The organism is Stieleria marina, from assembly GCA_007741555.1.
GTDB lineage: Bacteria > Planctomycetota > Planctomycetia > Pirellulales > Pirellulaceae > K23-9.
This window is the reverse complement of sequence record CP036526.1, coordinates 3,689,604-3,708,839: the sequence shown is the minus strand read 5'-3', so window position 1 is coordinate 3,708,839 and position 19,236 is coordinate 3,689,604. Positions and strand designations below refer to the sequence as shown.

The window sequence follows — 19,236 nt, the reverse complement described above, 5'->3', positions numbered from 1 at the left end:
TGCGAATCACCCAGTCGTCTGCATGACCGCAAACTCATCTTCGCTGATTGGAGTGTCTGCCTGTGCGATGGCCAGACTGGCGACTTGCGATTCAATCCATTCTTGCGTGTCTTCGTGGAGAATGAGCTTCAGCTCACCCGCCTGACGCAACGTGTACTGAACCGTCTTTCCTATCAAGTACCATCGCCTCGGTTCGACCTGGCATTCGCGATAGGGGATCAATATTGGCGGGTGAAAGATCGAGAAAGGAGGCATGACCTTCAACAGAATTCCCTTGCTCGTCACGCCGACGGTGACGATGCCTTTATATGAGTTCCATTGCAAACTTACGCCATCCAGAATCACTGTCTGCATGGTTCGCTTGGTAACACATTCGATGCCACTAACAACTGGATAAGCGCGGGCCAGCCGGTTCCACCGCTCTGAGCAGCGTTTCGACATCGCTAATACGAGGCCAAATGGCAGACTGAGGCTCATCAGATAGAAGAGCAAGTTACCGATCATGTTTCTTCTTCCCTTGTTGCATTTTCTTGTTCATACCGTCGCATCTTGTCGGATACTTGGCGGAGGTTCCGCTCGACGGACTTTGGTGATTGATTTGGGAAGACTGGCAAGTCCTCGATCGCGACACCCATTCTGGCCAACGCGAATCGCCACTGATCGGCGTCGCCGGAGCTGTTCATGATTGGCGACGGGCGACTTAAAAACAGTTCTCGTATCCGTGGTGCTGCGGCCGATGCCTGCGGACCCAAACGAATCAGCGCCGCTCGGATTCCGTCAATTGTTGAGCGTCGATCGCGCCAATGCGGCACCGCAAGCGCGGTGTCGAGCATTGATTCGAGTTTGGGCATCGCGAGTTTCGGGCCAAGATCAGCCAAGGTCGCAATCAGCGGTGCCGCTTGTTGGTAAATCTCAGGTGAGTCCCAGATGGCGAGATACTTCGCATCCGGATTGGCAAACGTTCCTGGCGGAAAACTTACCAAACGCTCGGCTAACCAATGACGCAGGCTTGCCGAGGTGTGGTCCATGGAAATTCGATCGACATAGGCATCCCGCATCGCGGCGGGCGTCTTGTCGTTTGAGAAGACATTTTTGATTGGCGTTTCGATGTCTCTGACGCGTTCGTCGGCCACGATCCTCGCGATCAGTGCATGGTCCTGCGTTTTTGTGTCAAAGAAAAACAACCCGAGGTAACGACTTGCCAAATCGAGCTGCGCGGTAGTTGCAATCGGGTCATCAAGTGCTTGCACGGTTTGGTCCCGCAGCAGTTCCAGTGCCTGTGCGTCACACGGCGGAACAGTGAACTTGATCGCTTGCAACAGCGTGGGTTCCGGCTCCAGTGACCGCTCGCCAGATTGCATGAGCTGACGCCCAACATGGAAGGACGCCGATACTGGGCCGCCAGCCATGGTCGCTTGAAATCCGAAGTAGAACATGCGAGCGGGGACGGCCTGCTTTCGATAGCTCTTGCGAAAACGGACCGTGCCCTTCGAGTCAAGAATTGTGACCCGTTGGAGGATAGAAGTTCGGTAGTTCGATTGGCTGTCGATGCGGATGATCCAATCCGCCGCCTCATCTTCGATTGCGTCGACCTCTCGCAGTCGCTCATCTCCGGCCAATCGCACCGCCCAATTCGCCTCCACCGCTTTAGACGCCGTGATCACCCTCATGCCACGGTTCGCCTGAACCAGCGGCGGATACTCGCGGACGATCCGACCCGGCTCATTCGGAAAAATGCCTGCGGCGGGATCTGCCTTCGCGGAGACCAAGGCGTAGGCGGCGGAGGGTAGAGTATCTGACGGTTTTCCGCGCCCGGCGGTGACTGTAGTAAGACTTTCCACCAGCGGCGAGTCGAGCGCGGCGAGAGCCAAGTAGTCACATTCAGGCTCGCGACGTTGATCCGGCCTTTCGATACGAACGTGGCCATCAAGTTCGATGACCTGACTGGGCACCACATCAGGCAACTCGTCGGCGTGATACGCAGCGATTGCCGCCAAACGAAACGGCTGCATGACAGCCCAACCCAGCAGCAGCGTGACACCGAATGCCACCGCGGTAGCCTTCATGGGCGAGCCGATGGGCAACAGTCGTCGAACGACCGCCGTCACGGCCAGGTAGACAAACACCGTAGGCGCGACGTTGAGAACCAAGCCCGGCACGACCAACAGGAAATACCCCAACACCACTAGCTGGGGAGCCGTGATCGCTAGCCCGGCGAGAACGCCGGTGATGATAAGTGCATACTTCATCCGCAAAATCGTTACAGAGATAAGGTCTGCCCCAGTTCAACAACTCACGGGCAACCGATCAAATCGCGATCGTTGGGCGCTCAGAACCGTAACGAGCGGGTGCCGCTCAGAAATCTAGCTTACCGACAGCCGACATGTCCGTATTTTCCACCTCAGGGATTACCAATCGCGGGTGCTTTCGGTTGGCAGGAGACGTTGACCACTTTCTTCCGATAGCACTCTGAGACTTCATAACCTTGAGGTCAAATAGTACAGAGACAAGAGAGACCTTTGGCCGAGATCGCCCCAGAGACCGTTTCGCCGGCGATCGGATAGTACTTTTCCAGAGACACTCAGAGAGATCTGTCGCCGGCCGGCGTTGACGTAAGTCCTTACCAGGATTGCGGTAAAGCACGAAAAAAGCCGGCGTCGGTCATGTAGACCAACGTCGGCTTGTTCGTTAACCCGGCGGTCGGAGTAAACCGAAGGGTCTAATTGAAGTTGAGGGAACCGAACTCCTTTCAAAAGGTCTCTCCGCACAATTTGTCCACAGCGGAAATCTACCCGCCGTCACACAAAAAAGTGGTAAACGCCGGGCAAAAAAAAAACTGCTGAATGGTTGCGCACCACGCGATACTACGACTTCATAACCCGGGATTCGTCGCTCGCGCACTGCTACATTGGCGAATACAGCACTTCAATAGCGAGACCAATCAAGAGACTCTGCCAGATCAAATATTGAGGATACACCTGACACGTTTCGCCAGGGCGAAGCGTGCACTACGCGTTTCAGGGTTCGTTCAATCCGAGCAACGCTCTTATTTCCTCTAAATCATTCCATCGCGACGTTTTCAAATACGAGGCGATCTTGGCGGTTGGGACCCCTCGATTGTTCTTGAAGAACGTTTCGCCCTCTTCGCCTCGGTTGTGATGCAAGCCGATGAGTCGGTACTTTCGGTCGAAGACGGGGGATCCGGAAGAGCCTTTCAGCGTGCTGGTCTTGTAGATCATGCGTGTTCCGTTTTCGTTCTCGCCGATGTAGTCGTCTGGCATTGAGAACATTAGCGGTTGCAAGGGCGCGTTTGGGCCAGGGTGACCTGCAATCAAAATACGATTCCCTGCCCGAGGTAGTCGGCGTGTTTCCGTAATTGAGAAGGCGCCTCGCTGCTCGCCCACACTCGTATTCAGTTTCAAAATCGCAAAGTCAAGTTGATCTACTCCAGGCAGCGTGTCAGTTCCCCGTTCGTCCGATTCACTTGGTTCTGAATTGGGAATATCCCAGCTCGGATCGACCGGAATAATTGCTTCTTCCGTTTCACCGACTGCATCGAAGCACACGGATAGAAACTCTCGATCGGACTTCGCCAGATAGTCTTTCACGACATGATGGCAAGTGAGAACCAGATCGTCGGCGATGAGAAAACCAGTTCCGAAATCATCACCGTCATAGCGGACACGACAAATTCGCTGATTTGCGAATCGCAACCAGTCGACCAGTTTACTGACCTTGAGAAGCCGGTTGCGTCCGGTTGCTTCTTCTAGGAACGAATCCTGATCAAGATCAAACGCCGGCTCGGCTGCGTTTTCGATGAGTTGCCTGATCTCGCTATCGGGGACGCGTTCTACCGACTCAGGATCGAAGTAGTAGACCGACAGCGCCGCGGTCGGATCATATTCAGCTTGATCGAACTGGCGGTTGCAGCGACTGCACTCAAACACACCATTCTCCTGAATGGCGTCCTCAATTTCTTCAAGGCTCGCCAGCGTTTGGCAATTTTCACAGGCAAATGTTTCTACGCAAGTGAGTGCATCCTCATCCGCGTACATGTCCAGCACGGCTTCGATGCGAGCGAGATCCAAACGACTTATTCGAGCCAAATGTTCTGCGCGATAAGTCGACGTTGTTTCTGCCTCGTCCAACACGGCATCAACGAACTCGATTTCTGGCTGAAAATCGGAGTGACTTTCAGCAATGCTTGCGGATATCTGAAAGTACACGCTGAATGATCTTCTCGTTGGAGGGTGCCGTGAAGTTAACTCGATCCTTGTCACCGACCAGAACGACACGCAGGTCTCCGGACAGAGGGTTGCCGGGTTTGGGAAGCCAATAGAAATTGCCGATTTTGCCAACAGCCGTACCGGGAATCGCTTTTAACACGGCTTTAGTCGCCTTGTCCCCGATGGCTGACGTATTGCTCGCGTTGCTGCTTACCGAAACCGATCGGTCGGTGCTCGTGAGCACTTCAAAATTGTGGCTGCGCGTAATTCCAATTCCGGATTGCTCTAGATTTACAAGGCTCAAAATCGCTGGGTGGATATCAAGCAGCGAAAACGTACTCAACGGAAGCCACGATGCGAGTAGGTCGGTGACTTCTTGCTTCACATTCTCGTAACGAATGCCCCCGCCGAGTTGCGAAATACGTAACGCCGCCGTGTTGGATTTCAAATCCCATTCAAACACGATCAGGTTGCGAATGACGCGATGAACAAAGGCGCGAAGTTCGATGGGTTCACCTGCGGGGGTTTCGCTCTGTTTGTCGTAGCTTGAATCGCGTTCAAACCACTCCCGACGACGAACAAGCTGCACAGCAATCCGCTTTGAAGTGATTGCGATGGACGTCGGTGTCAATTCTGCTGGAATCCCGACCTGTGCCGCACTGCCAGCGAGCGTGTGCACGTCTGGCGCGTGTTGCTTCAAGAGATCGAGAACCCATGCCTTCTTTTGCCAAGTGTTCTTTGTGGACCCTTTTGGTCCTTTGTAGAGATAGACGTGTTGCTTGCCCCACGGAACGACCGCATCCAAGTAGCCGATGATGTCGGAATAATCGATATCACCGCTGTTGATTGAATCAACGATCCGCTCGCGAACTTCACCTTTGTTACTGAGAGACACTGGCAACTCATGAGCAGCCATGAAGTCAGCCCGCTGTGATGCCGACAACGCCACCAGTTCGAGAACCAGAAGTTCCCTCTCTTTCTTATTGAGTTTCATTATGGTAGCGGCGAGGATCACACTGAAATTCAGAAATTGGACATTCTCATTTCATATTTAGCCCTTTGATATAGGCTTCTTTCGCGCTCGCGAAAACGGTCGTCTTCCTGAACGTCAAAACGATCGTACCTAGTTGCGCAGGAACAGCTTTAACCTCTTCCGTTGTCTCAGTCTTCGCCACACCTGCGATTTCTGCAACCGCCGGCTTTCCATCGATTGAGCCAGTGTACACTTCCTCGCCTTTAACATTGTCGTGAGCCAGAGGCATTTGAACTCGATTGACGTTCGCAGTGATATCAATTAGCCGTGGAGGCACAACTCCCGAAAGGGTGCACGCCATGAATTTCTTTCGTGTTTCCTCCAGTGCAGGAGGAAACGAAAGTTCAATACGAATCGTGTTGAAGTCCGCGAAATCCCGTAAGTCGATTCGCTTAACTTGGCTCGTATCAGTTCCCGCGATCTTCCACCACTGTGGGTTATCCGGAAAGTCGAATCCAAGACGCAATACTCGTTCCGAGGGACGTCCAAGCCCTTCGAGTTCGTCTGGAACACTCAAGGCTTCGTCCACCAATTCTCCTTCCACTGATCGTGGTGCAAACGAAATTTCCGGCGAAACACTAGGCCAATCGATTATCTGAGTCAGCTCATTCTTTCCGTCCTTTGAGAAGGAAACCTTTGCTGAAATCTGCGAACACTCTGCTGCCAGGGTCTCAAGGTGATCGGCTGGCGTACTACGTGGCGTATAAAGCTGAACTTCTACTGTGCAAAGAAACTCGTAAATCTTAAAAAACGCACCGGCAAGGGCTCCTGCTGGCCCACCTTCGTCAAGCACCAACTGTATATTCTCAACCGCTTCTTTAAGTTTTCGGGTATCGTCTGCGACTTTCAGCAAGTCTTCAACTCCATCTGGGTATTCTGATACCAAATCTGATTCGAGCTTATCGAGCTTTCCCTCAAAACCTCTAAGTGCTTCCTCGAGCTTAGTGCTGCGCTCATGAACCATGGCGAGCTCCCCAGTTTTGGTTCCCCGCATCACGTATTCAAGAGCCGCACGGGTTGATCGAATTTCAGTGAGATACTGCGATGCTTCTTTGGTGTTTTCCGAGATTTCTTTTTTTGCTTCCGCCGCTGCCAGCCTCGCATCGGTTTTTGCTTGATCGATAGAGTCCTTAGCGTCAGTTACGCTTCCCGCAATATCTTTCTTCGCTACGTCTACTTGGTCGGCGATCGAAGTCTTAGCGTACGAGACACTTTTCGTCACTTCGCTTTTCGCCTGATCGACTTGAGATGAAAGCGAAGTCTTGGCATCGTCAAGCATCCTGTCCATTGACCCAGAGAACAGCTGGCTTTCAATAAATGCACCGCCAATGACACCAACAACTGGTGCGAGAATCATTGCGCCCCAAAAAAACACCATGTATCGTGTGCGTAGAAACTTGACGACTAGCTCGTTCACCTTCCACGCAGTAACCAAATCGGTTGGACGAAGATCCGGCGACAAGTCTGCTTCTAAATCAGAAGGTGAGGGTGTCGATGATGACGAAGACTGCTCGGGAGCGTTTTTATCTGTCATAGGTGTATCTCTTTGTCTAAGGTGCGAAAACAAGTAGCGTGTCGTAAATTCGTTAGTCGTCAATAGAAATGGTGATTGATAGCGACGAACGGCCTTCGTATGTAGAAACGCGAATCGTGATACCGGACCATGAACCATCTGGCAGGTTGATACGAGGCTTTGTAGTCTTACCCAATGTTCGCATGGTCTGTCCGTTTTCTTTTCGATGCGGGAACAAGTCATGCTCGTCACCCGTGTTTCCGAAGTGGCCGCTTTTGGCGAGATCACGATTTCCATCAGCTTGAATTAGCTCGATGGCGAGGTTGTTTTCATCGTTTACGTTTTCAATAGATTCATCCACAACGTAAACGGCAAGACCTTCATCGGGAAGCGCGCGGTCCATGCCAGTTCGTTTGCGAAACTCGCAAACGACATATTGAGAGTTTGTCATGGTTGCGTTGTTCCGAATCAACACGACACCACCACCCTCGCTTGCAGGCCTAAGTTCGACCTCAGCGTCGCTGTCGATCGCTTGCACGTCGATCCAATCGTGGAATGACCGCAACATTCCGTTGGGATACGTGGGAGACTTGCCGCCTTCCCCCCAAGAACCAGAAGCCATCAGGCAGTACATGCCAAGCCCTTGGCTTGCACCTGTTTCACCGGTGTCGTAGTAATCGGCCCATCTCGCAGCAAGATGCCCCCACTCATGGGCGCAGACCCCCACAGCGCAGTCTTCGGGAACTGTCAGGTAGGTTTGTGCTTGAATCTTCGGTGATGAACTTACTTCGACTCCACCGTTCGGGATTTGCCATTTGTGGCTCCAGATATCATGCGGCGATCCAGTTTGCTCCGCTCCCCGTCCAGCGTGGATAACGAACAGTGCCGTGACGATCTTTTCTCCAAAAACGTCATACTCAGAGAAGTCGACGCCCTCGGCTAGCGCCGCCTGAACGGCGTGTTCAGCCAGTCCCTGAGAATTGCGCGGGTAGGTCGTTAGAGTCCCTGATCCGGCATTAGTGTAGTAGCTCAATTTTTCCGGCATTCGGAACCAACCATGCACTTCGCCCTCGATGGTGATGTTCGAGTTGCTCACTTCGGAGTAGTACTCGGACATACTGCCAGACGGTATCGAACCAAATAACATTTCATCGAATACTCCGAGCGAATTCTCATCGGCGTGTGGTTCATCCTCGAAGTCAACCAAGAGAACAATCGTACGGACCGTCCCGGCGAGCTTCTTTGCGGGGCGACTAATCTTCTGCAACTGCTCAAACGGTTTTTCCTGAACCTCTGAGATCAGTCCGTCGTCAATACCTGGAACATTCCGACCACGCCGTCTTGAGAGCCAAAACGTGAAATAGTCCTGGAATGTCCAGCCAGCGGGTAGGCGACGTTGCTTTTGCAACTCGCGAAAACGCCCCAGTAGACGTTGCATCAACGTTGGATCGGGAGGAACCCAGCAAGGCTTCGCTGGGTCGCAAATGTGTCTTCGTAGCTTCATCTCGATGTCGCTCCTCTTCAAGTATTGCCTAGGCCGTTGCCTTCTTTTTCTTTTTGTTCAAACCGATCGCGTTCTTTAACTCGGCTAGCGCCTCTTTGTCGATCCTCTCGTGTCCTGAACTCGTCGCTCTGGAGGCTTCATTGCGAGCCAGACTAAGTCGCATGAGTACGGGACGATGATCGCTGATTTCTCGAACGAAGTCCCGGGGATCCGCATGGTCGGCAGCGACGATGAAGAAGTCATCGTTGCCGAATTGGCTTGCCAAATTGGGCGAGAGAAAAATGTGGTCGATCAACGACAAGTACGGACGCTTGAGATAGGTGAATGATCCGTCTTCTTCGTCCGCGGCGCTTGCGGCGACTAGATCAGCTTCAATCAACGCATCGAAGTCGCCACTGGCAAGTTCAGCGTTATAGTCACCACCAATAAGGAAATCTTTGTCGGCACCCTCTTCGATCTTCTTGTTGACCGCTGCAGCGAGGATTTTTGAAGCCAACTTTCGACGTTTGCTCCCTTCGCCACGCGCCTTCAGATGTAGCGGAATGAGATAAAAATCAAATTCACCGTCATCTGGGCGGTTTTTGGCAGTGAAGTGGAAAAGAGCTGGATAGCGATTGAAAATCTTGCCTTCGACCGCTTCGAGGCCCAGATCATCGAAGTCTCTGCTGTCGGCCTGCAGCCATTCTTCGATGGGGTCACCCCACTCTTCTTGCTCGCATTCAACGGTTGCTGTGTTCCAAATAACGGTACATGTTTGTACGTTTTGCGACGCATTTGGTTGGCACGCTTTCATCTCGTAGCTGAGTCCAAAGTCTTCATTCAATACTTCAATCAGTCTTTCGGTTGCCGCTGGTGACGATTCCTCTAAGGCCCAGATGTCAAGATTCATCTCGAAGATAATTCGGGCCACTGCATCGACTTTGTCTTCAAATCGTTTTGAGAACCATTCGATGTTCCAAAACGCTACGTCAATGTCATCGGCTTCACCTCGGTACGCATTGACTACAGCCTCCAGCGAATCGGTGCCTCCCGTGCCCCGGCCAAGCGAACCGAAATAGCCAAGTGCCTCGTCTGATCCACGAAAAAGAGAGAGTGCTTCAGAAGCTTGGCTCACGTTCTCGCCGCGTTCGATCATCTGTTCTAGCCAAGTGGCGATGGCGGCGATCTTGATGCCCTCATTACGCAGTTCTCCGTTCTCCGATCGCCGGCTCGCATGGTGCAAAGCAACGAGCTTCCATTCATTGTTGCAAACGCATGCACCCGAACTTCCGGGCTTGGTGTCCGATGTGTAGTGAACAACCATGTCATTTTGCCAGTCGACGACATTGTCCTGGAGGGTGACTGTCTTCTGGCGTCCATCTGGATGTGAAATAATATTCGCTCGTTCCCGATTTGTGATCGAGAATTGATTGCGATCTAAACGCACCGTACCGAACAAATCGGAAGGCGTGCCGTCCACCCAAACGAACGTAAAGTCAAGGCCGTTGCCGGTTGCGGGGCTTGTGATAAAGAGTCGGTCAGGGTTCAGTCGAAAGCGACGAGTTTCGCGTTCGGTGCCATCAACATTTGCTTGGAAGTTGAAAACGCATGCTGAATTGCGAGCAACATTCTTGGAGTTCAAGACGTGGTGATTCGTAAGCAAGATGTTCGGGGAAACTAAGAATCCCGTCCCTTTCCACGACCCACGCTCGCCTTCGTAGTTGGTTCCCGAAGCTTGCAAGAGACAAACCGCTTTGCTGTTGGCGGCACCGATCTCGAGAAACCAAGCGGGAAGCAAGTTAGAAACGCGACCAATGATTGCTTCCAAACCTCCTGCTGCAAGACCAGAGTCGCGAAACTGTGCTGGTGAGATGAAGCCGGTCTCTTTGATGTGCTTTAGCCGTGAGAGTTTGGCAGACTCCGAAGATAAGGCGGAACCACGCGGCATTCGCTGAGCCATGCTCCGACGTGGCCCGACAGATTCTAAACCGCCAGCGTCCTGCTTGGGCGTGACCAAAAACGGGACCGATGCGTCAAGGTTCTCGTTCATCAGAATGCCCTTTAAAAAGTGGTTGTCTACGAGGGAGGTCGATGGAGTGGTACGGCGTTTTGAAAAATTCTGGAAAGACGTCGACCTATATTTCGATCTGGAACGCGTCTTCGTCGTTCTTGAAGAAAGTGATGGTTTGCTCGGAGGCCGCCATATTCAGCTTGCCGTAAATGTGTGGGTACAGGCCTCCGGTGGCGGGTTCCCATTTTATCGGCGCGGTGACCTTGGATTTACGAACAACTGTAACGTGGACGGTGTCGTTGTCGCGGTAGTACTTGTTGGCGATGCGCGTGAGTTGGTTGGCGGGCGAAGCGTGAATGAACTTTTGGGTCGCCAATGATTCGGGAGCGAAGGTTCCTGATCGTGTTGATTCACGCAACGTTTCGGGGGACATCAGAACGTAGATGAATTCATGGCCTCCGTCGGCATACATCCGCCGAAACATCTCGGTGACTCGCTGTTGCTCTTTTCCGCTGTACAGGTGCAACACCTGGAATTCGCCTTTGACTTCGCTGGGCGTGCGGGACTGCGCGATGACTTGGATTTCGGCGAGCGCTGTCCAATCGGATTGCGTCAGCCAGATCGGAATGTCGTCGAAGAAGACGCGGCTGCCTTGCTTGCGAAACGGACGGGTCTCACCGACCGTTAAGTCCGAGTATTCATCGCTGCGAAGAATGGAATTGATTTCGACGTGGAAGCCCATCAGCTTGGTTCCTTGGCGACAAAGCGGAAACAGGGACCGTAGTGAAACGGTTGATCCTTGATCGGCGTTTGCATGATTTCGATCGCCAACCTCGGTAGATCGGCCATCATCGACGCGATCCCTTGATTGAGTGCCGTGTGACTGCCCGTTGACCAAGCAATGCCCAACTGTTTCAACATTTGGGTGTAGGCGATGTCGAACTGGACCATTTTGTCCCAAGTATCGGCAGGGACGTCGTCTTGCTGGTAGCCGCCGGGTGGGATTTCGGCCACGGGCCAGCAATCAGGCATGTGGACTTCGGGGCCTTGATGGACCCAGCGACCGTCGTCGGCTTGAATCAGCTTTCGACCCACGGCGACTTCTTTGAATCGGTAGTAGTGGGCAAGTTCCCCGGTCTCGGGGTCGGCGATCTCTTGCGATGTGCCTTCGCCTTGGTCTTTGATTAGGTCAATGGCAGCTTCGACGTCTTCGATGGAGCCAATGTTCTTGGGGACGTACTTGCCGTGGGGCAGTTGCGATTCGCCGAAGTAGGCTTCGATTTGTCCGTCGCGGTTGAACTCGGGTTCGAGGTCGTCGAAGACAAGTTTGATTTTGTCATAGAACTCGCCGATTCGGGCGAAGGTCTCGGTCTTTCGGACGGTTTCAAGGTGAGCGATGTCGGTCTCGGGTTCTTCAATTTTCATGAAGACGTTCAACGCTTGTTTCGACAGTCCTTGCAGCGCGACGGTCAACTGGGGCTTCACGCCGCCTGGCATCGCGGATGGGTATCGGGGAACGACTTCGGGATCGAAGATGCGTGGTGTCCAGCCGATGGAAGTTAGCATGTTACACGCGAGTGACATGTGCAGCATTTCTTCGACTAGAACTTCACGAATGGCGATGGCGACAGGATCGCGATGGTCCTTCACCGACCAGAACGCCATCAGGTACGGCGGGATCGTGAAGAACTCAAGCTCGATGGCGGATTGCAAGGCTTCCTTGAGCCACTCAATGTCGCATTCGTCGATGTTCGTTTGGGCAAGCTTCGTGATGCGTTGGTCGCTCATGCTGCACCTCCGTCGTTAATCAGTTTGTCAGCAAGACGCAGCGAGAGGGCGGACAGCGTGAGTGTTGGATTGACTGCGGCACCGCTGGGGAAGACGGCGTTGGAGCAAACCCAGAGATTCTCGACATCGTGGACTCGAAGGTCGGGATCCACGACGCTGGTGGCAGGACTGTCGCCCATTCGGCATGTCGATGCGGAGTGGTCGCCTCGTTGGGAACGAACGGCGGCCTTGGTGATTTTCGCACCCGTCTTCTTGACGATGCGTTTCATGATCTCTAGTCGCGTGGCGGCTCGATCGAGGAAGTCGGATTCGCGGGAGAAGTCGACTTTGGTTTGGGGCAGTCCGATTCGGTTGGTGTTGGTACCGACGCTGATTCGGTTGTCGTAAATCGAAAACTCTTCCATGAATCCCTGGAGTTCGATTTCCATGGGTCCCATTGACGCGCGTTCGATCTCGGCTCGCGATTTGCCTTTGATCATCATTCCGGCCAAGTCGACTTTCGGCCGGCTGCGGTCTTTGAACAGAAAGAGCTTGCCATCGGCCTGTTCTTCGGGCGTGTCGAAGTGACGTGACATCAAGGTGGGGAAGTCGAGTTCTTGGTTCCAACGATTTCCGTTGGACGGCAGCTCGGCTCGGACATGCAGGAATGGATGCGAGATCAGAAAGCGTCCGACGAGGTCTCGGTCGTTACCGATTCCTAGGGGCCATTTGTTAGAAACAGAACGCTGCAGCAGCTTTGGTGACTCGTAGGCTCCCGACGCGACGATAAAATTTGTGCCTTCGATCTTGGTTCGCTTGCCGGATTCCGGTGAAAGGATTTCAGCAGCGATGACTCGGTTCTCTTGGTTGGTGAGAAGTTGTTCGCAGGGCGATTGATCGAAATAGCGAAAGTTAGCGTAGGCGGGGTTTCCTTCGATCTCATCGAGCAAATACGCGGCCGTGAATCTGGCTCCAAATGGGCAGTACCGGCAAGTGCCGGTGGTCATGCACTTGCGGAACCGGGCCATCGGCATGTGGTTGTAGCCAATGTCGAGTCGTTCCATCGCGTGAATGAGCGGCCGGTCGGCTTCGACGAACGGAAACGCATCGAGTGGGTATTCGCTACTGCGCGGTGGCAGCACGGTTCCCGCCGAGTCGGCCGCCTGGCCCGAAACGCCTAGCAGTTGCTCGGCTTTGTCGTAGTAGGATTCGAGGTCGCGATAAGCGATCGGCCAATCCGCACCACGACCTGTTCGTGAGCAGGTCTCGAAGTCTTCTTCTTTAAAGCGAAGTGCCCAACCGCCCCAGTGAACGGTGGAGCCGCCGCGTCCCATCAAGCGTGATTCTCGAAAGGTCCAGGGTTCCTTGCCGACCGATTGGTTTTCAGATTCGATTGGAAGGTCGTGGTAGTCTTCGTAAGGATTGTCGCCAGTGGAAACGAAGTCCCACCATTTGCGACGATCTTTCAGCGGAACACGTTTGCCGGCTTCGATCACGGCTACAGCGGCTTTGGGTTTCTTCTCTAGCAGTTGCTTGGCGACGATCGCCCCCGCAACGCCGGAGCCAATGATGACGTATTCAAATGTGAGCTTTTTCTTTGCCATCATGCGTCCTCGTAAGTTCGATAAGGACGCTGAGATCTGAAACGCGAACCGGAAACAAAACCGGTGTAGTTCTTTCCACCAAAGCTACGGAATCCACCGGAACTGACGTAAACGCGAATGAACTCGTCGATTACGAATCGCTTCAGATCGGCAATTCGTGAGTTGGTTTGGCGATGGAGTTGGCCATCGAGCAGAAGATACTGGTATAGATTTTTGCCGTACTGATCTCTCAGTTCAGAGAGCAACTTACAGCCATCTTGGTAGTGCTCTACGTAAGAAGGGCTCTCGCTGAGCTTTAGGAGCACAAATTCCCGCCATCGGCTTGCCATGTCTTCTATTCGACATGCTTCACTGCCCCAGATGCGGTGGATCGCGTTGAACAGCTCCCACAATTCATCCATTTCTTCCGACTTCAAGAGCTCAGAGTCAGCTCTAGCGAGATTTTCCCCATCCATTTCCCATGCCCCAAACAGTTTACAAGCCAGCAAATCAAAGTTGTTTTCAAGCAAAACGACTGCAGGTTTCTATGTGGGGGCCCAAAGCATCCCCCTGAGTTACGACCGAACATATCATTGCTAGCACACCCGTGCAACAATTCGAGGGCGAGGACTGAAAAAAGTAACCATTAAGTTTGTGCAAACACGATTGTGCACCCAACATTGCGCCAAAAACTGCAGCAGAGCAAGCAAATCACATTCGGTGATTTCTCTTGCAGACTTGCGCTATGGCATTCGCGTGACGAGGGCTTAACGACCGCATTAGCAGATGCGGTATTCACGAAAGACGGGGACTCAAGGGAATAACATCGCTACCCGACTGGATCGTCTGATCAAGCAGATCAGCTCTTCAATATCTTCCCGCGAGGCGGCTTGAAACCGAACCATGATCGTAAGAAACTCGACCGTGCATTCCGGGATCATCTTGATGAGTGACCTCCTGGCGGATTTTATGTCTTCGGCGTCTGGGTGCCATTTGCCACCTGCCTTGGCAAGGATGTAGATCATTTTCATGAATCCACGACTCCGTTCCGAATCCAGCCCTTTGTTGCTTCGCCCAGAATCGAGATAGTCGAGGCCAAATCGGGATGAGCCATACTGACAAAATCGTTCAAGAGACCTTTGGATCGCAGAGCATCCACCCAGTTTTGTATCATTAGGATCATGTCCCCGTTTTAAAACCAAAGCAAGAATGATCGTGCTATCTGGGCTGATTAAGTAGTCGAGTATTTCGGCTGTCGTCGGGTCACGGGCTCCAGCATGTTAACAGTCAACCAGCACGTGGCAGTTAGATATAGAGTGTAGTTTAGTGTCCGTCACCGTTTCTCTCCACAATGGAAAGCTGTAAACACGCGTGCAGTTCCGTTTGGTCACCAACTTGCGTAGGTATTCAACGTCGCAATAAAATCGGAGCAGTATCTTGATAGACACCTTCTGATGTCGCGTGTCGTCTACTAGGGCAGTTCACTACTAAGGGATTTCAAGAATGTCAAAATACGTCGTGTCAATTCGAAATGAAGAAGACCGCCAAGCGACAACTGATGCGGCGAATCAAGTCATAGCTGACTATGGACATTCAATCCTCGTTGACTTGGATGCATCAGCGATTGGCAGTCTTGAGTCGCAGAACATTCGCTTCCGGGAGCTACCGGAGGATCCAACCGTCAAGGTGAACGGTTACCGTCTGAATACGAGCATGCAAGCGGCCAGAGTTCAGGCGTCGCCGCGGACGCTTGAGGTTGCTGGTCCGGTGGCGCGCGGCCCCTACATCGTTCGGTTCATCGGGCCGATGTATGGCAAATGGATTGCAGATTTGGAGGGAAGCCTAAACGCAAAAATCCTATCCAGTTTGGGAAACAATAGTTACTTGATCGCGGTGGGTAGCGACAAGCTCGATGCACTGTCCGGAAAACCTTTCGTCGCATCGGTGAGCGACTACTTGCCACAGTTCAAGATCGCAAGGCAGTTGTTAACACCGGCATTGGAAGCGGAGTTGTCGGGGCATCCCGCAATCACGCTGGAATCTGATCTGGGAGATCACGCGGAGAGTGTCGCGCCGCAGATACCGCCTGAAGGCATCGGCACGAGCTTTCGTCGCCGCGTCACGCCTGAGCCGATCGGCAACCTGCGTGTAACGCTATTCGATCATGAATCGCGAGAGTCGGTTGTTCGTGCACTGCAAGAATTAGACAATGTGAGCGTTGTTGAATCGGAAGACGACACAATCATTTTGTCGGCTCGCTCAGAAGCGCTTTCGAGTATCGCTGAAATCCTGGATGTGCGCGATATCGAACCAAACCAGATTCGAGAATTGCATAACAACATTGCATCAACGATTACACAAGCGGAAGTGCTAGCCAACTCGTTAAACTTGCGAGGCAGTAACCAAGTCGTCGGCGTAGCCGATACCGGAATCGACACAGGAGACGTCGTGACCATGAGTCAAGATTTTCGCGGGCGCATTGCGGCAAACCGAATCCATGCGCGCGGCCGGCTGAACAACGCAAATGACCCTGACGGTCACGGTACGCACGTTGCCGGTTCCATCCTTGGAGGCGGGGCAAATAGTAACGGAATGGTGCGGGGAATGGCGCCGGAAGCCGAACTCGTATTTCAATCGGTGCTTGACGCCCAGGGAGGTTTGGGTGGGCTGCCGCTGAACTTGAACAATCTATTCCTGCAAGCGTTTAACGATGGTGCGCGGATTCACAACAATTCGTGGGGCGTACGGAACTCCAATGGTGCTTACTCATCAAATTCGCACGAGGTTGATGAATTCGCATTCTCGCATCGCGATTTTCTGATCGTGTTTTCCGCTGGTAATGATGGACCGTCGCGTGTCACCTCACCCGGTACCGCAAAGAACGCGTTGACCGTTGGAGCAAGCGAAAGTGTTCGCCCTCTGCCGAGCGTCGTTTCTTTTCCGACCAGCGCGCGGTTTCCGACGCCACCATCGATCAATGGGCTTGACGGAGAAGCGAATTCGGATCGTGATATCGCGTCCTTCAGTTCGCCCGGTCCCGCTGAGAATAATCGGCGAAAACCCGATGTCGTCGCCCCCGGAACGTGGATTCTGTCGGCACGATCCTCAGTTGCCGTCGCCGATACAGGGCCTGACGGCTTAGCTGGGCTGCCACGAACGCCCGCGTTTCCCAACGGTGGGACTGGGGATGAAGACGGGGTCCCCACCCACGCGGAGTCGGTCGGCTTGGGGTTGCCGGGACAACCAATTATGTTCGCGGGAAATGCGAACGCACCGCCTTTGCCCTTAGGTGCTGGAAACGGTGCCGCCCAGCATTACATGTATCAAAATGGAACTAGCATGGCAGCCCCAGTGACGACTGGCTGTTGCGCACTTGTTCGGGAGTATCTTCAGTCCGTGCGTTCACACGTTCCTTCCGCAGCGCTTGTGAAGGCGACCATTGTCAACGGTTCCGCTAACATCCGAGCCAGCGTCCCCGACAACGCACAAGGTTGGGGGCGGGTAACGCTTGCCGATTCGGTTACGCCGGCGGGACACCAGGTGCAATTCGATGACGACATCACACATTCCGTGTCGTCGTTTCAAATTCGAGAATTCGACGCAACTGTTCACGACCTAAATCAGCCGGTAACGGTGACACTCGTTTGGCGTGACCCAGCAGGAAGGACCATTCAAAATTTGTTGCATCTTCGCGTATTCGATTCTGGGAGTTCGACGGCGTTAGTTTCCGATGCAATTGCCGATATACGCAACAACGTGCAGAAGGTGATCGTTCCGTCGCCGTCAGGGACCACCATTCGCGTCGAAGTCGAGGGGATCAATGTTGGAATCGGCGTCACAGAACGGTTGCCTCAGATCGAGCAAGATTTTGCGTTGGTTGTCGGAAACGCAACGGCACTCGTGATGATTTAGCCTCGGGGTTAACAACCGTGCTAGGGCACGATGTGGCGTCCGCGGATTGCTCGAAGCGAGCGCAGGCGGTTTTCCGAAGCGTTGCCTCCCAACACGCCGCAGTTGCAAAACTACTGCGTCCCATCCAAAACGTTTTGGCAATATGATCCATACATCCCAGACTCCTTCGCTACATAGCCGGGATTATCGGACAGTGAAGCATGCCGTGATCCCTTCGACCGATCCAATCGCTACGACGCAACCGGCTGATTAAGCGGCGGCCAAGATGCGGTTGATCGCCGTTTCCCAACGATCCTCGAGCGGCACCATCGACGACGAGGTCCAGGTCAGGCCGCCCACGTCCGCCGTCGTGGAGTACACCCATTGGGCGACACGGGCCGACGTCGGTAGGTCGTTAAAGATTCCTCGCACCGTGAAAGCTTCTTGCAATCCGCCACGAAGCGTTAGGTTGCGATCGACCCACTTGTCCAGGAATTCGGCTGCTGCAATGTGATCCGACTTTGACGAATTGCACCTTGCATGTGCGAGAACGAAGTTGTGCCCGAGATCAATGGGATACTTTGCCCACGGCACAAAGTGATCCACATGAGCCGTCGCCTCCGACAATACCTTGTCACAATAGAAGCATCTCGTCGCTCCGGTATCCACCAAGGCATCGCGAACGCTGTTCAGCTGCGAACGCTCGCTACCAAACATGAATTCGCTGAGGTCCGTCGTTGTGCCCAGCAGCTCGCGGTTGTATCGGCGCACGTAACGCACCCAAGCACCACGGACAATGTCACCGAGCAGTCCATAGAACTTGCGGAAGCAGGTCGCGACTCCAGGCCGTAGCGTGATGCTGGTTCCCCTTCCAACATTCGGGTAGAGGAAGTCAAAGCTCTCGCTACCCACCGTTTGAAGCTTCCAAAGTGGCATCTTCCGAACCGTATCGTCAACTTGTCGAAGCAGAGGATTCCAAACTTGGGAGTTCCCTTTGGCGCAAGCCAACGAGTCACCGAGCGAAGTCCTCGCCTCGGCAATCTTGTTAATCACCGCCGCTTGCCGGCCAGTGTTCTGCAGTAGGATTGCTTTCTCAACCTCGACCGCCTTCGGAACGAACGGCGTCGTTTGTCGCCAATAGTACGCGATGAATTTCTCGGCGATCCAGGCCGTCGGCACTTCGAATTCGCTACCCACGTCATCGCCGCGTTCAACCGAGATGTCCGCCAGCGACAGCAGCAACGCATACTTATAAGTCGCCACGAAGCTTCCCTCTGACAGCAGACGCTGCAGGTTGGTGAGGAATGCGACTTGGGATTCAGGCGTAACCATGCGAAGCGGTGAAGTAGCTACCAATAACGAGCTTTATCAGGGATCACCCATCGTATCCCGCCGCGCAGGTCATCGCTATCACCGGCGACTCGGGGGATGACGTGAATGTGAACATGAGGAACCGTCTGGCCAGCCGCGATTCCCGCATTAAAGCCAACGTTGTACCCATCTGGCTGAGGACGAAGCGTTTCATCCAGCTTTTGCTTGACGACGTTCACCAGTTCCATCATGGCAGCCTGCTCTTCGGCAGTTGCATCAAACCATGTGGGCACAAGCCGCCGCGTAATCACGAGCGAGTGTCCCGGAGCCACCGGGAAACCGTCCGGAATTGCAAAAGCCAGTTCGTTCGACGCAATCCATTCGCCTGGTGAGACATCTAGAAACGGCGATGTCATCG

At 53.5% G+C, this 19,236-nt stretch carries 15 protein-coding genes; 1 reads left to right on the top strand and 14 read right to left on the bottom strand.

Annotated features, from left to right (window positions below; genetic code table 11):
• Positions 1 to 6: 6 nt before the first annotated feature.
• The 12 genes from K239x_RS13130 to K239x_RS13075 form a co-directional block, all read right to left on the bottom strand.
• A complete protein-coding gene (locus K239x_RS13130) occupies positions 7 to 504 on the bottom strand; it encodes a hypothetical protein (RefSeq protein WP_145418518.1) in 498 nt (165 codons plus the stop codon).
• Complete coding sequence (locus tag K239x_RS13125) at positions 501 to 2,249, bottom strand: hypothetical protein (RefSeq protein ID WP_145418517.1); 1,749 nt, start codon at positions 2,247 to 2,249, stop codon at positions 501 to 503. Before K239x_RS13125 ends, K239x_RS13130 begins: the two co-directional genes overlap by 4 nt.
• A 768-nt stretch (positions 2,250 to 3,017) precedes the next feature.
• The gene (locus K239x_RS13120; RefSeq protein ID WP_145418516.1) at positions 3,018 to 4,226 is read right to left on the bottom strand and encodes a trypsin-like serine peptidase; all 1,209 of its coding nucleotides are present in this window, start codon (positions 4,224 to 4,226) and stop codon (positions 3,018 to 3,020) included.
• The gene (locus K239x_RS13115) at positions 4,195 to 5,220 is read right to left on the bottom strand and encodes a hypothetical protein (protein ID WP_145418515.1); all 1,026 of its coding nucleotides are present in this window, start codon (positions 5,218 to 5,220) and stop codon (positions 4,195 to 4,197) included. The genes K239x_RS13120 and K239x_RS13115 overlap by 32 nt, the downstream gene beginning before the upstream one ends.
• A 46-nt stretch (positions 5,221 to 5,266) precedes the next feature.
• On the bottom strand, positions 5,267 to 6,793 hold the full coding sequence (locus K239x_RS13110; protein ID WP_145418514.1) for a hypothetical protein: 1,527 nt from the start codon (positions 6,791 to 6,793) through the stop codon (positions 5,267 to 5,269).
• 52 nt (positions 6,794 to 6,845) lie between these two features.
• On the bottom strand, positions 6,846 to 8,210 hold the full coding sequence (locus K239x_RS13105; protein ID WP_419190004.1) for a M6 family metalloprotease domain-containing protein: 1,365 nt from the start codon (positions 8,208 to 8,210) through the stop codon (positions 6,846 to 6,848).
• 94 nt (positions 8,211 to 8,304) lie between these two features.
• A complete protein-coding gene (locus K239x_RS13100; RefSeq protein ID WP_145418512.1) occupies positions 8,305 to 10,305 on the bottom strand; it encodes a trypsin-like peptidase domain-containing protein in 2,001 nt (666 codons plus the stop codon).
• Between the two features lie 85 nt (positions 10,306 to 10,390).
• The gene (locus K239x_RS13095; protein WP_145418511.1) at positions 10,391 to 11,008 is read right to left on the bottom strand and encodes a DUF952 domain-containing protein; all 618 of its coding nucleotides are present in this window, start codon (positions 11,006 to 11,008) and stop codon (positions 10,391 to 10,393) included.
• Entirely contained in the window at positions 11,008 to 12,054 is a 1,047-nt protein-coding gene (locus K239x_RS13090) for a ferritin-like domain-containing protein (protein ID WP_145418510.1), read from the bottom strand. Before K239x_RS13090 ends, K239x_RS13095 begins: the two co-directional genes overlap by 1 nt.
• Positions 12,051 to 13,640 carry a GMC oxidoreductase gene (locus K239x_RS13085; protein ID WP_145418509.1) on the bottom strand — a complete coding sequence of 530 codons (1,590 nt, stop codon included), beginning with the start codon at positions 13,638 to 13,640 and terminating at the stop codon, positions 12,051 to 12,053. Before K239x_RS13085 ends, K239x_RS13090 begins: the two co-directional genes overlap by 4 nt.
• Entirely contained in the window at positions 13,637 to 14,053 is a 417-nt protein-coding gene (locus K239x_RS13080) for a hypothetical protein (RefSeq protein WP_145418508.1), read from the bottom strand. Before K239x_RS13080 ends, K239x_RS13085 begins: the two co-directional genes overlap by 4 nt.
• A gap of 375 nt (positions 14,054 to 14,428) precedes the next feature.
• Positions 14,429 to 14,647 carry a hypothetical protein gene (locus K239x_RS13075; protein WP_145418507.1) on the bottom strand — a complete coding sequence of 73 codons (219 nt, stop codon included), beginning with the start codon at positions 14,645 to 14,647 and terminating at the stop codon, positions 14,429 to 14,431.
• A 472-nt stretch (positions 14,648 to 15,119) separates the two neighbouring features.
• On the opposite strand from K239x_RS13075, the gene K239x_RS13070 reads away from it, so the two are divergent.
• Positions 15,120 to 17,528, top strand: a complete 2,409-nt coding sequence (locus K239x_RS13070) for a S8 family serine peptidase (RefSeq protein WP_145418506.1) — start codon at positions 15,120 to 15,122, stop codon at positions 17,526 to 17,528.
• Between the two features lie 249 nt (positions 17,529 to 17,777).
• Here the strand turns inward: K239x_RS13070 and K239x_RS28580 are convergent, their stop codons facing one another.
• Both K239x_RS28580 and K239x_RS13060 read right to left on the bottom strand, forming a co-directional pair.
• Positions 17,778 to 18,839, bottom strand: coding sequence for an HNH endonuclease (locus K239x_RS28580; protein ID WP_419190003.1), 1,062 nt, complete (start codon positions 18,837 to 18,839; stop codon positions 17,778 to 17,780).
• Positions 18,840 to 18,856: 17 nt separating this feature from the next.
• Entirely contained in the window at positions 18,857 to 19,234 is a 378-nt protein-coding gene (locus K239x_RS13060) for an HIT family protein (RefSeq protein WP_145418504.1), read from the bottom strand.
• Positions 19,235 to 19,236 lie beyond the last annotated feature (2 nt).

Coding starts and splice junctions, on each gene's coding strand:
- K239x_RS13130 (WP_145418518.1), bottom strand. CDS start 504: ATGATCGGTAACTTGCTCTTCTATCTGATGAGCCTCAGTCTGCCATTT.
- K239x_RS13125 (WP_145418517.1), bottom strand. CDS start 2,249: ATGAAGTATGCACTTATCATCACCGGCGTTCTCGCCGGGCTAGCGATC.
- K239x_RS13115 (WP_145418515.1), bottom strand. CDS start 5,220: ATGAAACTCAATAAGAAAGAGAGGGAACTTCTGGTTCTCGAACTGGTG.
- K239x_RS13110 (WP_145418514.1), bottom strand. CDS start 6,793: ATGACAGATAAAAACGCTCCCGAGCAGTCTTCGTCATCATCGACACCC.
- K239x_RS13105 (WP_419190004.1), bottom strand. CDS start 8,210: ATGCAACGTCTACTGGGGCGTTTTCGCGAGTTGCAAAAGCAACGTCGC.
- K239x_RS13100 (WP_145418512.1), bottom strand. CDS start 10,305: ATGAACGAGAACCTTGACGCATCGGTCCCGTTTTTGGTCACGCCCAAG.
- K239x_RS13095 (WP_145418511.1), bottom strand. CDS start 11,008: ATGGGCTTCCACGTCGAAATCAATTCCATTCTTCGCAGCGATGAATAC.
- K239x_RS13090 (WP_145418510.1), bottom strand. CDS start 12,054: ATGAGCGACCAACGCATCACGAAGCTTGCCCAAACGAACATCGACGAA.
- K239x_RS13085 (WP_145418509.1), bottom strand. CDS start 13,640: ATGATGGCAAAGAAAAAGCTCACATTTGAATACGTCATCATTGGCTCC.
- K239x_RS13075 (WP_145418507.1), bottom strand. CDS start 14,647: ATGAAAATGATCTACATCCTTGCCAAGGCAGGTGGCAAATGGCACCCA.
- K239x_RS13070 (WP_145418506.1), top strand. CDS start 15,120: ATGTCAAAATACGTCGTGTCAATTCGAAATGAAGAAGACCGCCAAGCG.
- K239x_RS28580 (WP_419190003.1), bottom strand. CDS start 18,839: ATGGTTACGCCTGAATCCCAAGTCGCATTCCTCACCAACCTGCAGCGT.
- K239x_RS13060 (WP_145418504.1), bottom strand. CDS start 19,234: ATGACATCGCCGTTTCTAGATGTCTCACCAGGCGAATGGATTGCGTCG.